Genomic DNA, 14,321 nt, shown 5'->3' with positions numbered 1-14,321 from the left:
GTACGCGCGGGCGAGTGCGGTGTGAAGGTAGAGGCGTTCCGGCGCTAAGAACCGGCTTTCTGGAACGATACGGACTTAAAGTGTAACTCGAAGTCCTGCACGCACCGTCGTGCCGGGCAGGCGGTAGCCGGGCCACTCTTCCACCGTTCCCGCGAGTCGGTCTGCCTGCGCCACCACGGAAATCATCGACGCGATATCGAACCTCGCATCGGCTGAGAGAACGCCGTAGGCGGGGGCAGATGTCCGGTCCGCCCGGTCTGCGGGGCGCTCTGCGACGCGGTACGCCGTAAGGGCTAGGCGTCCGCGCGAGAACGGAACTTGGACCCCAGCACGTGCCGTGTTGGGCGCGTAAAACGGGATCACGTTCACGCCCCCGCTGTCGCTGATCCGCGACTCGCGAAGCGTGACCCCCGCCTCAAACGAGATGCCGGACCTTGAGACGATCGCGGCCTCTGCCGTGACACCTTGAACCCGCACGCTCTCGTATCCCTCAATGAACAGCCCATCGCCTGAGCGATCGAAGACGAGCCACGTAGGCGCCTCGACGTAGTGCGCGAAGCCTCGGAGGCGGACGGGTCCATTAGTGATCTCAGCACCTGCGCGCGCGTTCACTCGCAACACGTCGGGGGCGAGAACGGGCTGCGCCGTCGCAAAGGGGTTGACTTGGAAGTGATCGGCTAGGCCGCGCGTGACGAGCATCGGATCGTTCGACGCGAACAACCGAATTGTGGGCCCCGCAGGGATCGAGAGGTCAACGATGGGCGCAATCGCCGTGGCGTCGCCGTCTCCCGCGCCAGAGGCCACGGTGTAGGCCAAGCCTCTGGCGCCAAGCGTGAGCTCCGGCCCGCCGGGGCGGCCCAGCCGGATGGCGGCGCCAGCGGCGCCGTACTGGACGTCTTGGCCCAGGCCTCCATCCAGCCCGATCACGCCGCCGCCCGCGTCTACACGGACGCGGTCAAAAAGCGTGATCTCGCCTCTGGCGTCGACCTGCCCCGCGCTCTGATCCTCACCAATCCCCGACATCAAGCTGGCGTTTTCCGGTTCGAGCCGGTCGGCGGAGTAGCGCGCCTGGAGCAGAAACGGCGTCGCGCCGAGGCCTTCCACGCCGACTCCGCCTTCGAATTGCGTGAGGCTCCGGATCGGCGTCGACGTGAGGTTCTGGCGCTCTCGAATGCCCGGGAGACCGTAGCGGTCGAAGAGCCCGCGCCCGAAGAGCTCAAACTGAACGGCTCCGCCCGTGCGGATGCTCGCGCCCCCGCTCAGCCGGTCAAAACCGACCTCGTCGGCGTCGTCCGAGGCGCCCAGGCCGTCGTAGTCAGCATCCGCCAGAAGCTGACCGGAGGCGACCGGAAGGGCGAGGTTGAACCGTCCGGTCCGGGCCGCGCTGTTGCCGTAGGTGCCTTCCGCGCGGAGCCGCTCAGGCACGAGGATGTCTGCGTCCGGCTGCGACGGCGGGGCCAACACGAGAGCCGGGAGGTCGGCCAGGTCTGGATCGTATGCGGCCGTAACGGCGGCGCGGTCGGCGGGGACCACGTAGTTGCGCGGCGGCGGCCCAAACCCCGACAGCGGCTGGCGCTCGATCTGCGGGAGCGCGACGCGGACGTCGCCCCGGATCTCGAACTCGCGAGGGGTGAGGCTCGGGACGCGAGGGTCCGGAGTCGGGTCCTGCGCCGACGCGGCCGAGGCGGCGCCGAGGAGGAAGAGGACGAGAGCGGAACGAATCGGAGCGACCATGGGAGAGAGGCAGAGGGGGGCGCGGTCGGATCTAGTTGTCATCACCCTGTCCGGAACGGACGCGGTCCGGCATGGCCGTCGGGAACAGGCGCGCGGCCTCTTCTGCCGCGGCCGAGTCCGGGTAGGTCGTCGCGAGGACCGCGAGCCTCTGGCGGAGGTCGTCGGTGCGGCCGAGCGTGCTGAGGGCGCGCGCCTCGATCAGGATGGCCTGCGCGACGCGCTCGGCGTCGTCCGGAAAGCGCTGCTGGAACCGCTGGGATTCCAAGAGCGCGAGGTTGGCGTCTCCAGCCGAGAACCGCGTTTCCGCGAGGCGGAGCGAGGCCTCTGGCGCCAGAGGCCCGCTGGGGTAGCGGTCCAGCAAGCGGCGGAGGGCGGTCGCGGCGGCGTTGTACTCGCTCATGCCGGTGTAGGCCGCTGCAAGCGTGAGCAGCGCCTGTGGCTCGATCTCAGCTGGCGGGCTGATCGCCAGAAGCGCCTCGATGCGCTGGGCGGCGAGCGCGTTGTCGCCGGCCTCCAGGGCGACCTCGCCGCGGCGGAGCTGCACGCGTGCGCGCGCCAGAGGGTTCGTCGTCGTGCGCTCGAACCGGGACACGGCATCCTCGAACTCGTCCGCGCGGCCGAGGGCGTCGAGCGCGTAGCCCAGCCCTTCAAGGGCGTCGGCGGCGAAGTCGCTCTCGGGGTAGCGCGTCAGGGCACGCCGGTAGGCCTGCTCAGCGCCTTCGTAGTCCTCGGCGTTGTAGCGCGCGTCGCCCTCGCCAACGAGGGCGCGAGGCGCGATGGCGCTGCCGGGCCGAACAGTCGCGGCGCGGTTGAAGAGGGTGGCTGCTTCTTGGTCTCGGCCGGCCTGGAGGAGCAGGGCGCCCTCGGAGTAGAGCGCCTCATCGAGAAGGTCACTTGCCGAGAAGTTGGTCGCGAGCTGTTCGTAGGCCGCGATGGCGTCGTCCGTACGGCCTTCGGCGGCGTAGGCCTGGGCAACCTGGAACAGGGCGTAGTCGCGCCCTTGCCCGCCAGGGGCGTCTTCGGCAGCGCGCTGGTATACGGCGCGGGCGTCGGCAAAGCGGCCGAGCGCGAAGTAGCTGTCCGCGAGGCGGAACAACGCGTCCGGTCGGTAGGGGACGGCGGCCTGGCTCCCGGTGTATGCCGAGAGGAAGCGCTCGAACGCGTCGGCCGCGGCGCCGTAGTCCCGGCGGCGGAAGTGGGTGTAGGCGAGCGCGTAGCGAGCAGCATCGGCGCGGGGGTGCGCGGCGTTGGTCGCCAGGAACTCGCGGAGGATCTCCTCAGCGCGGGCGTATTGCTGGATCTGGAAGGCGGCTTCGCCGGCCCAGAACAGCGCCTCGCCGGCGCGGGGGCCGTCGGGCGTCGACCGCGCAACGGTCAGCAGCGCCGGGATCGCTTCGGCGTAGTTGCCGGCGCGGAAGCGCCCATACGCGTCTTGAAACGCGATCTCGGCCCGGGTCTCCGACGTTGCGGCGCCCAGGCTCTCGGCGAGCTCGTAGGCGCGCCGTGCGTCTTCTACGCGGCCGAGCGCGGCAAAGCTCTCGCCTTGCATCCGCGCGGCCTCGCCGACGAACGGCTTCCCGCGGAAATCCGCCACGATCCGGCCAAACGCGTTAGCAGCCTCCTCGTAGCGCCGCCGCTCGTACAGCAACAGACCGAGTTCGAGGAGCGCTTCGCTGACGTACGCGCCACCGGTCTGGTTTGCCGCCTCGCGCAAGCGTTGCTCGGCATCACCAAGCTGACCCGTGCGCTTGAGGGAGAGCCCGACGTAGTACGTCGACTCGTGCGCGAGCGCGTCGGCCGAAGCCTCTGGCGCTCCGGCGCGGACAACCTCAAACAGGGACGCGGCGAGGCCGTAGTTGCCGCGGTCGTACGCGATGCGGGCGCGTCCAAACGTGGCGCGGCGGTCATACAGCGTCGAGTCCGGAACGCGCTCGAAACGGGCCTGGGCTTCGTCGGCGCGGCCCAGACGCACAAGCGCCTCACCCGCGAGCAGATCGGCGCGGGCGACGTCTGCGCCCGAGAGCGTGCTGCGCCGGCTCGACGCCTCAGCGGCGACGTCCTCATACTGGCCCAGGCGCGCAAACGCTTCGGCGCGCGCAAGTCCAACCTGCGCGTTCTCGGCCGACGCGGGATACCGGTCGTTGAGAAGCCCGAAGACCTCCGCAACACCGCTCCAGTTTTCGCGGCCGGCCTCCGTCTCGCCCGCAGCGTACAGGGCCGCTGGCGCCAGAGGCGTCTCGCCGTCGGCGGCGGCGAGGAACGACTCGATGGCGGGGCCCGGGCGGCCTTGCTCGCGGAACACGAGGCCCAGGAGGTACTGCGCCTCGGCGCGGTCCTCTGGCGGCAGGTTGCGGCCGAGCGCCTGGTTCAGCGCGCCCTCGGCTTCGTCCAGCCGACCGGCGGCCCAGTAGTAGCGGCCCAGCGCGAGCCGCGCCTGCGACGCGAACGGGTGGAGCGGGTAGCCGGTCTCGAACTGCGAGAACAGCGCCGCCGCGCCCACATCGTCGCCAGAGGCGAGTGTGGCTTCGGCCTGGAAGAACAGCGCCTGCGGTCCGTGGATGTCGCGAGGGTACGTCTCGCGGAACGCCGCAAAGGCGCGAGAGGCGGGTGCGTAGAGCCGGCCGTCATATAGGGACCGGGCGGCGTCGTACGCGGCTTCGGCGCGGGCGGGGTCGGCGGGCGGCGCGGTGGCGCTCGGGAGCGGCTGCGCGGCGAGAGGACCGGCGAGGAGAAGCGCGAGGATCGCGGGCCAGAAACGGAGCGACATGCGGCAGGGAGAGGGGAGGAGGCCGGGGCGCCCGAAACTACGGGGCGCGGCCTGCCAACGCAGAAGAGGGGCGGCTAGGTGCGCGAGGTGGAAAAACGGCCTCTGGCGCGAGAGCGGGGGGTACAGGCGCGCCCGGAGACCAGAGCGGTCTCCGGGCGCGGTCGTCGCCAGAGGCGGGGTCAGGCGGAGGCCTCTGGCGTAAGCCGGGCCGCGAGGGCCTCGGCCTGATCGACGAGAGCCGCGATGGCGTCGAGCCCGCGGTCCCAGAAGCCGGGGTCGCGGAGGTCGATGCCGAGCGCGCCGACGAGCACGTGCGGGTAGTCCGAGCCGCCCGCACGCAAGAGGTCCACGTACTGCTCGGCAAACGCAGGGCCAACCTCGAGGTACTTGTCGTAGAGCGCGAGCACGAGGAGTTCGCCGAACGCGTAGGCGTAGACGTAGCCAGGGGTGTGGACGAAGTGCGGGATGTAGCTCCACCACTTGCCGTAGTCCTCGCCGAGCTCCACGACGTCGCCGTACATCGCGCGCTGCGTCTCCATCCAGTGCTGCGCGAAGTCCTCTGGCGTCAGCTCACCCGTGACCCGCCGGTGCTCGTGGATGGCGGCCTCGAAACGGTTCATGGTCACCTGCCGGAAAACCGTCGCCATCGTGTCGTCGATCTTCTCGACGAGCATCGCGAGTCGGTCCGCGTCGTTGTCCAGCGTTTTGAGCACGCGCTGGAAGGTGAGCATCTCGCCGAAGACGCTGGCCGTCTCGGCGGTCGTAAGCGGCGTATCGGCGTGGAAGACGCCCTGGTCTCGCGAGAGGTACTGGTGCACGCCGTGGCCCAACTCGTGCGCAAGCGTGGACACGTCGCGGAGCTTGCCGTCGTAGTTGAGCAGGATGTACGGGTGCGTGCTGGGCACGGCGCCGTGCGAGAACGCCCCGCCGCGCTTGCCCGGAGCGGGCGGCGCGTCGATCCAGCCATCGAAGAACATCTCCGCGATGCGCCCCATCTCCGGGTGGAAGTCGCCGTACGCGTCGAGAACGGTTGCCTTGGCCTCGTCGAACGGGACAAAGCGGTCCGCCTCGCCGAGCGGCGCGTAGCGGTCGTAGTCCTTCATCTCGTTCAGGCCGAGCAGGCGCCGCTTGAGGTCGTAAAAGCGCTGAGCGAGCTCGTAGCGGCCGGTCACGGCCGTGATGAGCGCGTCCACGCTCGCGGCGTCGGTCTCGTTGGACTCGTGACGCGAGGCGTCCCACGAGGGGTAGCCGCGGAGCGTGTCCGAGCTCGCTTTGTCGGCCAGGATCGTGTTGAACACGTAGGTCAGCGGTCGCGAAAGGTCCTCCAGGCCCTCGGAGATCGCCTCTGCGGCGCGGCGGCGGACGTTGCGGTCGGCGTCGTGCAGGCGCGTCAGCACTTTCTGAAGCGGCAGCTCGTCGCCTTCGAAAGAGAAGCGAGCGGCGCCCAGCGTCTCGTCGAAGAACCGGTTCCAGGCGCTCCAGCCCGTGACGGCTTTCTCGGAGAGGATCTTCTCCTCGGGCTCGGTGAGCACGTGATCGCGCGCGTCCAGCTTGAGCTCCAGGCTGTGACGGTAGGGCGCCAGCGGCTCGGCGTCCAGCAGGCCTCTGGCGCGGGCCTCGTCCATCTTGGCCCACTCCACGTCGAAAAAGAGCAGCGACTGGCTGATGCGCGTGTACGACTCGCGCACGCGTTGCAGCAGCGCGCCGCTGGCAGCGTTCTCCGTGTCTACGCTCCACGCGAGGTACGCGTAGGTGTAGGCGCGGCCCGCGCGGTCGTAGATCTCGCCGAGGGCGTGGAGCGCCATCGCCAGAGGCTCGGCCTCTAACGACGCGATGTGGCCTCGGTACATGTCACCGAACGCTGCGGCGTCGCTCTCGGTCGCGAGCAGGGCCGCGTCGAGGTCCTCGACGGAGGGGTAGAGGTCGGTGAGGTCCCAGCGGACGGCTTCGGCACCGGTGGAGGTGGGGGCGGGTGTGGCCTCGGTGGAGGACATGAACAAATCAGGTGTGAGCAAGAAAAGAGCCGCAAACGGGGCCTCTGGCGCCTACATTGTGTTTCCGGCGCAGCGCTTGTGGAAGCTACGTCTGCCCGGCCCCCGGTCTCCTCTGAATCGACAGCCCCCTCATGGCCAGCGTTACCGAACTCAAGACTCAAGACGACGTCGACGCGATGCTCAAAGCGTCGCACGATGGCCCCGTCGCCCTGCTCAAGCACTCCGTGGCGTGCCCCATCTCCGCCAGAGGCCAGGAGCAGTTTGTTGGCCTAGAAGGCGAGGGCGACCCCAAGCTGTACGCCGTCGTGGTGCAGTACGCCCGCGAGCTTTCGGGCTACATCGCCGAAACGCTGGACGTCCAGCACGAGACCCCGCAGGCGATCATCCTGAAGGATGGGGAGCCTGCAAGCGTGTTCAACCATCACCGCATCAAGACCGCCGATCTCCGCGAGGCCGCGCAGAACGCCGCCTAACCCTTTTGTGACCCGTTCTGGATTCCTGCTCCTCGCCTCACTCTCGCTGCCTCTGGCGGCGTGCACCGATGCGGACACGCCCACGCCAGAGGCCTCGGCCTCCGGCCTCGCGGCCCCCACGTGGGTGATGACCGGTCCCGGCGGGACGTTCTCGCTCGCCGATGCCGCCGGGCGGCCGGTGGTGCTGCAGTTCGGCCCGTCGGATGACGGCACGTGGGACGGCCTGCGCGAGGCGCACCTGGACCTGGAGGCCGCTGGCGCGCTCGTCGTTGGCGCCGTGACGGACGAGCACGTGGGGAGCCTCCGCCTCCCGTTCGCGACCGTTGCAGACCCCGGCGCCGAGATCGCCGAGTTGTACGGATACGCCGGCCGTCCGCTCGTCGTCGTGATCGACGCCGAGGGCCGCTTGCGCTCGCGCTCTGAGGACGTGACGACGACGGACCAGTTCTTTAACCTCGCCGCGAGCGCGCTGCTCGAAGTCGACGAGGTGGACATGCCGATGGCCTCGGCCTCCGAATCCCGCGACCCGAAGCCTCTGGCGCCAGAGGCCGTGGCCGGCAAGGTGCGCGACGGTGCGGCGCTGTTCGACCTCCGCTCCGCGCAGGAGCAGAGCGCCGACGGCGCGATCCCGAACGCCTACATCTGCTCGCTAGAGGACTTCGCGCCGGACGTGCTGCCGGTCAACGCGCTCACGCCGGTTATCCTCGCAGGCCCCGACGCGCCAGAGGCGGCGACGTGGGCGGTGGAGTGGGGCTTCCAGACCGTCTACGTGGTGCAAGACGCCTCGCCGCTGGCGGACCCGGACGCCGAGCCGTTCGCGCCAGAGGTCGACGAACCGGAAAGCCGGCTTCCCAACCGCCGCCGCGCGATCGGATAGCGGCCGGCGCTCGTTAGCCCAACCGTGGGCTGTTGGTCTCGCGGGCGAACCCTTGGAACTCGCTCCCCCAGGCGCCATCGATCTCGGAGTGCGCCCGTGCCTCCGCCTCTTTCGGCGAGTCGGTATTCGGAGTCGTGACCACGATGGAGATGGGGAGCGGGGACGGGCCTTGCGGGCCGGAGCGGAAGTCGTGGTAGATCTCCTGCACGACGTACACGTCCACCCGGTCCGCGACGAACACGCGCACCAAGCTCCCGACCGCCGGCACCTCGTAGAACTGCTGCTGGAACAGCTGGCGGTAAGGCTCGCCTTCGTCGGGGGTCTGGAGGTAGACGGTGATCGGGATCATGTGCGGGTGGGGAAGGGGGCGCCAGAGGCCTCTGGCGGAAGTGCCGGGAACGGGGCTCGAACCCGTAAGGAGCGGAGGCTCCGGCAGATTTTAAGTCTGCTGCGTTTACCATTTCGCCACCCCGACAGGGGCATCTAGCGCGTTTCACCACCTCAAACGAGGGGAGATCGTGCTAGGCTGCTACGATACTGCTACGACCCGTAGCACAGCGGCCCTTGACTTGTGACTTTAGCAAGAGGGCGTGTGCCGTCATGTAGTGTGCGCTCAGGTTGTCAAATCGAGCGGGCTCAGGTGCCTCGCTAGGTCAGGGGGTCCCTCACATCCCGAATGTAACTATGGTCAGCGCCAAAGGCCAGGCATAATCGGGCTTATTGGGCTAGATTCGACGTTTATGAGTATGGGAATGTATCGCTTCGAAGATCTACATGAGCCCGAAGTCTAGCACGTGAACCATAACCAGGGGGCAAGCCCTACCCAGCCTACCCAGTTCACCCATCGGACGGAGTAGGCCCGCCCGTTCGCCTCTGGCGCCAGAGGCCGAGCTTCGCGCAAAACTTTACGGCTTTACAATGTCGCTCAAGTCGTTAAGCCTCTGGCGGGATCGAAATACGCCACAGGAAGCCGCTAGGGGCATTTGCGGGGCGTTGACGCTTTACACTTCCCGTCGAATTAGATGCTCAAGTGTAAATGGCTGCGCCCATGCTAGATGTGAGCTTTTCCTAGTAGTTCAAGGCTAACTTGTGCCAAGCGAGTCTCTGGTGCGGGTGAGTCCCGCAGCTGCGACCGTCAATACATTAACGAGGCAAAAATAAAAAATGACAGAGCGTGCTGTGGAGATCATGCTTCCCGTGTCAACATCTGCCAATCAGTCGAATAACAAGATCGATGTGAGCGGGAAACAGGTGGTGATAACTGGAGCAAACGGATCGGGAAAAACAAGAATGGGCGCATGGATAGAGATAAATGCTCAATCGAATGTTATTGTCAAAAGGATAAGTGCACAAAAATCTATAAAGTTTCCTACACTGACGCATTTAGCTAAAGAGTCTGATTATAGTCTAATGTTAGATTATAGTATAAAACACGGTTCTCTAAGTTCTTATAGATCATATACTAAGAAAAATCTAGATCAAAGTAAAAGAAATGTCAAGTACGGTGGTGATTACTTTGTTGGAGCGCTAGATGATTATCAACAGCTTTTAGATGTTCTTTATTCAGATTACACTGCGAAGGCTAGTGACTTTTTGCAGAGTTATACGAATCTAGAAGAGGATGCGACTTTGGAAGCGCCAGCGGAAACACTTTTAGACAACGTTAAAAGACTGTGGAGTATTATATTCCCTCTTAAGGAGTTTGTGATGTCATCTAACGAGCCTAGAGTGATACACGATGGCAAGCAAGAGGAGTCTTATAGGGCTTCGGATATGAGTGATGGGGAAAGGGTTGGGTTTTACCTGATAGGCCATGTGGTGACCGCCCCGAAGTCATCTGTGATCATAATTGATGAACCAGAACTGCATCTTCATAAGGTAATACAAAACAAAATTTTTGATCTACTGGAATCCGAAAGAGATGATTGCGTGTTCGTGTACGTGACTCATGATCTTGATTTTGCTGTTTCAAGAAGGAATGCAGTGAATGTATGGGTAAAAGGATATAATGGGAAGGCTTGGGACTGGGAAGAGTTCGATAATGTTGATGGACTCCCAGAATTGCTTTCGCTGAGAGTTAAGGGAAGCAGGGAATCTGTTGTATTAGTAGAAGGCGATTATGATAGCTGGGATTACAAAATATACTCAGTCGTTTATAGTGACTTTACAGTTCTGCCAAGTGGGGGTGGTGCTAGGAGTGTGATTAACTATACAAATACTTTAAGAGGTATGGACCATATGCATAGGCTTAAGCCTGTTGGTATAATAGATAGAGATTTTAGAACAGATATGGATATATCTAGTCTTGAGGCGAAGGGCATCTATGCTATTAACACGTATAAGGTAGAAAACTTGCTCGTCTCAAGGGTGGTTATAGAGGCATTCATGGAATGCGCTTCGTATACAAAAGATCAGGCATCTAAAGCTATGGATCATATAATATTGGGTGTCAAGGAGAAGATTAAGGAAAACAGAGATAGAATAGTCGCAAATGCAGTTGCTTCTAGTGTTAGGGAAAAATTCAGAAGCATAGGATTGGGTCATGCCGACGCTGATAGTCTAAGACATAATGTAGCAAGCGTATATAACAGCGTAGATTTGGACAAAATGATTGAAGATGTGAGTGCTACTGTAGACGCTTATATAGCAAGCGGTGATATAGACAATATGTTGAAGCTATACTCTGCAAAAAAGGGTGCGTTATATGCAGTGGCAAGCGGTCTGGGCCTTAGTGTTGTGTCATATGAGGAGCAAATTATGAGATATCTATCGTCGGATCATTGCAGCGGCGTAAGGGACGCATTTATATCCATATGTCCTGTTATTCCTGGTTAGCTCTTAGCCATGTAGGTGTGTAGGGTAGTCGTCCGTTCTGCGCAAGCGGCAGATGAGCTGTATTTGCTCGATAACTTTTTCTGTGCGTCTAGTTGCTCGAATGCTCACGCCGTCGTGTTGCCAGAGCACGATTCGCCAGTTTGGACGCGCTTTCCTAGACTCAGCTTCAGCCAACTCTAGAAGTGGCTCCATGAGCCGTAGCTCACGAGCCTGATTCAATTGCGCGAGGATGGAACGGCTAAAGTCACGCTCGTTGGCATGGCCGAAGCCGTTTTTCCCACGGCTGATTTGCTTGCCGAAGCAGTCTAGCACGTAGCCACGGTCACGAATCGCCTCTCGGATGCTCTCAAGCTCTCGTGTGCGCCCCTCTAGCGTCTCCCGAATGAGAGGGTGGGTAAGGAGTCGGGATGCTTGCTCGGCGGGCATCTGGGAGCCTGTGAGCGCTTCGTGTTCCGCTTGCATATCCGAGATGATCCGTCGCTCCCCAGCGCCGTAGACGACTCCATAGCTACCGCTCTTGACGACCTTCTTGAACCTCAGTTCGGGCGGTAACCCTACATGCTCCAACAGGGGCATCCACAGGGACTGACCTGTAGAGAGGAAGTCGTATAGGTCGGGGAGTCCCCAATCCTTCGCGGCGATAGCGAAATGAGCGGAGCTAAGGTCAAGCTCTACGGCATCGGGCATGAACGCACGTCTCACAGTGTGATGCAAGCCTGTAATAGCCTGTCCAATGCCCCAGACTCGGGGCGAGTGCCTAGAGTAGCCGTAGAACGGCTGTGGCTGGTCTTTGATCGCCCTTAGAAGTCTCAATTGGTCAGCTGCCGCCCTAGGGTTGTCGAGCGCGCGCGCTGCATCCTCAGCAGGGGCAAAATCCAGTCGCTCGAAGTAATGAGCAGGCAAGCTGTTCATGTAGCGACCGACTCGGGCTGCCAAGTCGCAGTGAGCTTCGGGTTCCTCTCTACCAGCTAGGATGGATCGCGCTCGACTTCTCTCTCGGCTCCTACTTGTCGCAGAGAATCCCGCTCCAGTATCAAAGTAGACGCGGTCTGGAGACTCATGGGGGAGTGGGAGGGAGGCCCACCCGTCAAGAACGTCCTTGTCTATGCAGGCCTCAATGGAGTCCACAGGCACGCATCTGGCTAAGCCTTCCGCCCAATTGCTCTCCTCTATTACAAGTGCTCCGCCGAACACGTCTTTATTGAAGCGGTGAAGGACGCTTCCTGTGCTGTCGGCCCCTGCAAGGCTTCCGTTGACGTACTCCCTCTCAGATCCCATACAGCCTGCGAGAACAGTACCAGGGAGAACGATGGCGGCCCGACCGTCCTTTGTCTCGCCTTTGTGGTTCGGGCTCAGCAAGGCGCCGAAGAGACGGGCGTAGTCGGCGTTGTGCTTTATCTCTGGGTGACGCTCAATTGCTAGGGCGCGAAACGCGCTAGGCACCGTACCACGTTGGTGTATACGTGTGTAGGGGCGGGTACTTGGAGGTTTGTACTCCGTGTAGTCATTTGTCGGTTTGGTATTAGTGGTGGCGTGAGTGTGCTGCTTCGGTACACTTATTACAGCGGGTGTGCTCTCGTTGGACGTAGTTAAATCGACCTCTAGGGACGATTTTGGAGCGATTTTGGGCGCCAGAGGCTCGGGTTGAGCACCGATACATAGCGTGGTGCGTCCTGCCTTGTGTTGGGGGGTGGGGTGCCCTGTTCCTCCTTGTGTCCCTGTTGCCTTCCTTCCCCCTTGGCCTCCCCCTTCCTTTTCGGGTTGCGGCCTCTGGCGCGATACGGCGATCTGTCGATTCTTCGGTGTAGCGTGGTGCATAGCGGACTGCTAGTGTTGGGTATGACTGCAATCGGTCTATGCAATGTGCGTTCCACCATTTGGCTCTTCTGAAATACACGTTTTCACCGAGCAGGGGCCTCGCCTAAGTCATGCAAAAAACAATTGTCTAGTATTCTGGACTGTGTCGGCTATTGGCGGCATCGGTTGAGCGCGGTAACTCTTAGGGCAATAGCGCCGAGGGCATGACTTCTTCCTCGCTCGCCTCTCCTGGTACGGTTCTCCTTACCGTCTTATCGAATGTGATAGTGATCGATACGTTCGGCTCCCCCTTACACATCAGTCTCTTCTAAGCGACGGGTAGCCTCCGCGCCGCTTCGCTTGCGGCAGTCGGTAGACTCTCTGCCCACTCAGCTCTTAAGCGCTTGTCTAGCACTAAGGCGACACCACCACGGATGGACCTAAACCCCTGCTCGAACGGCGCATGAGGGGGCTGGAAGGCTCCGCGTTTCAAGATGGAGTTAACGCCCCCTCGTGTTTTAGGGTCTAACGCAAGAGCGGCACCCCCCACCGTCCAATGCCCCCACCCCCTCATAATTTGGGGCATCTCCCAATTCTGTGGAAGATGCCCCGCTGCCCTGGTATCGTTCGTGCAGACACCACTGGGTTAATCAATAGGTGCGTGCTTGTTTTTATGCGAGTGCTTTACGAATACTACTGCTGAACATGCTGTCGCTTAGATGCATGTATCTCTCTGTTACGGTAATGGTTGAATGTCCTGCGAATCTGCGAATTGCTTCAATCGGTACACCTCTCTGTGCTAGCCAAGAGCACGCAGTATGTCGGGTGTGATGGAGATGTACTCCCTTGAGCCCAGCCTTGGTCGCATATTTCTTGAAGGCTTGAGATAAATAGTCGGGGCTGATCTTGCCATTGGAGCACGTAAACACGTATTCGCAGTTAGGAGCCGCTTCTACCCGTCCTAGGACTGCCTTAGCCGTTTCGGAGAGAGGGACCTTTCGGTCAGCGCCGCTCTTCGTCCTAAAAGATTCAGTGTTCGCAACGGTTAGCATTCCGCTATCGAGGTCAACGGCATCCCACCGAAGATTGACTAGCTCGCTCCGCCTCAATCCAGTGTGGCAGGCGAAAACAACCAAGTCAGCTAGCCATTGCACGCTACGCGCCTCTCTTCGAACCGTTATTGCAAAGCGCTCAACCTCAGCGTGGGTCAGGAAGCGCGGATACTTGCGGGGGAGCTTTCTAAGCCGAACGTTCTCAGTCGCTACAACGTCAGTCAGCCCTTCCTTCCGCGCCCAGCGGAAAAAGACCTTAAGGTTGCGGCAGTAGGCGTGCCGAGTTACATCCTTCGCCTCAGTGCTGTCTAGCCATTCTTCCACGTCTTTAGCAGTAACGCGGCCTACGGGCGTGCTAGGCCCTACGTGGAGCACGAATCGGCTAATGACCTTGCGATAGTCTTTGAGCGTGAGGGAAGCTTTATGGCTCTTGGCATCGAAGAACGCTTCTGAAGCCTCCGCAATCCCTTCTGGCTTCAGCGGCTTCCTATCGTAAGCCAGGGGATCATCAGTCCACGGATCAAAGGTCCCGACCGAGTAATCGCGTTCCAGCTTGCGTCGGATCGTTTCAGCGTCTCGCTTGACACGTACGCGGAGCGGGACGCGCTTCCGCTTCGGGGATCGGTCGGCCTTGTAGAACTGTAGTGAGTAGAGGCCGTCTTGCTGGATTAGGCTCGCCATTTGGGAAATGGATGCGAGCGCACAAAAACTGCTACGGCATTGCTACGAATCGTAGTGGGCAAGGCCCGAAATCTGTAACGGATCGGCTAAATCCGAAGGATTTGGGCGATT

General features: G+C 62.0%; 9 protein-coding genes and 1 tRNA gene. 3 read left to right on the top strand and 7 right to left on the bottom strand.

Translation table 11 applies throughout. From position 1 onward, the window contains the following. Window positions 1-75 precede the first annotated feature (75 nt). From BSZ36_RS07590 to BSZ36_RS07580, 3 genes are all read right to left on the bottom strand, one after another. Window positions 76-1,734 carry a hypothetical protein gene (locus tag BSZ36_RS07590; protein WP_094547531.1) on the bottom strand — a complete coding sequence of 553 codons (1,659 nt, stop codon included), beginning with the start codon at window positions 1,732-1,734 and terminating at the stop codon, window positions 76-78. A 31-nt stretch (window positions 1,735-1,765) separates the two neighbouring features. Next, window positions 1,766-4,501, bottom strand: coding sequence for a tetratricopeptide repeat protein (locus BSZ36_RS07585; RefSeq protein WP_094547529.1), 2,736 nt, complete (start codon window positions 4,499-4,501; stop codon window positions 1,766-1,768). Between the two features lie 179 nt (window positions 4,502-4,680). Next, a complete protein-coding gene (locus BSZ36_RS07580) occupies window positions 4,681-6,495 on the bottom strand; it encodes a M3 family oligoendopeptidase (RefSeq protein ID WP_094547527.1) in 1,815 nt (604 codons plus the stop codon). Window positions 6,496-6,626: 131 nt separating this feature from the next. Here BSZ36_RS07580 and ytxJ point away from each other — a divergent pair, with 131 nt between their 5' ends. Both ytxJ and BSZ36_RS07570 read left to right on the top strand, forming a co-directional pair. Then, entirely contained in the window at window positions 6,627-6,968 is a 342-nt protein-coding gene (ytxJ, locus tag BSZ36_RS07575) for a bacillithiol system redox-active protein YtxJ (protein WP_094547525.1), read from the top strand. 7 nt (window positions 6,969-6,975) lie between these two features. Then, window positions 6,976-7,845, top strand: a complete 870-nt coding sequence (locus BSZ36_RS07570) for a redoxin domain-containing protein (RefSeq protein WP_179271079.1) — start codon at window positions 6,976-6,978, stop codon at window positions 7,843-7,845. Window positions 7,846-7,858: 13 nt separating this feature from the next. Here the strand turns inward: BSZ36_RS07570 and BSZ36_RS07565 are convergent, their stop codons facing one another. Next, on the bottom strand, window positions 7,859-8,194 hold the full coding sequence (locus BSZ36_RS07565; RefSeq protein ID WP_094547521.1) for a hypothetical protein: 336 nt from the start codon (window positions 8,192-8,194) through the stop codon (window positions 7,859-7,861). 41 nt (window positions 8,195-8,235) lie between these two features. Further along, window positions 8,236-8,320, bottom strand: a tRNA-Leu gene (locus BSZ36_RS07560). A gap of 689 nt (window positions 8,321-9,009) precedes the next feature. Here BSZ36_RS07560 and BSZ36_RS18900 point away from each other — a divergent pair. Next, entirely contained in the window at window positions 9,010-10,680 is a 1,671-nt protein-coding gene (locus BSZ36_RS18900) for an AAA family ATPase (protein ID WP_143536807.1), read from the top strand. Window positions 10,681-10,683: 3 nt separating this feature from the next. On the opposite strand, the gene BSZ36_RS18895 is transcribed toward BSZ36_RS18900, so the two are convergent. Both BSZ36_RS18895 and BSZ36_RS20145 read right to left on the bottom strand, forming a co-directional pair. Beyond that, window positions 10,684-12,123: a hypothetical protein gene (locus BSZ36_RS18895; RefSeq protein WP_143536806.1), complete on the bottom strand. Its 1,440-nt coding sequence runs from the start codon at window positions 12,121-12,123 to the stop codon at window positions 10,684-10,686. Window positions 12,124-13,148: 1,025 nt separating this feature from the next. Then, a complete protein-coding gene (locus tag BSZ36_RS20145) occupies window positions 13,149-14,210 on the bottom strand; it encodes a tyrosine-type recombinase/integrase (RefSeq protein WP_094547517.1) in 1,062 nt (353 codons plus the stop codon). Window positions 14,211-14,321: the final 111 nt, after the last annotated feature.

Origin of the sequence: Rubricoccus marinus (assembly GCF_002257665.1) — a bacterium.
Lineage (GTDB): Bacteria > Bacteroidota > Rhodothermia > Rhodothermales > Rubricoccaceae > Rubricoccus > Rubricoccus marinus.
This window is presented reverse-complemented; position numbering and strand designations above follow the sequence as displayed.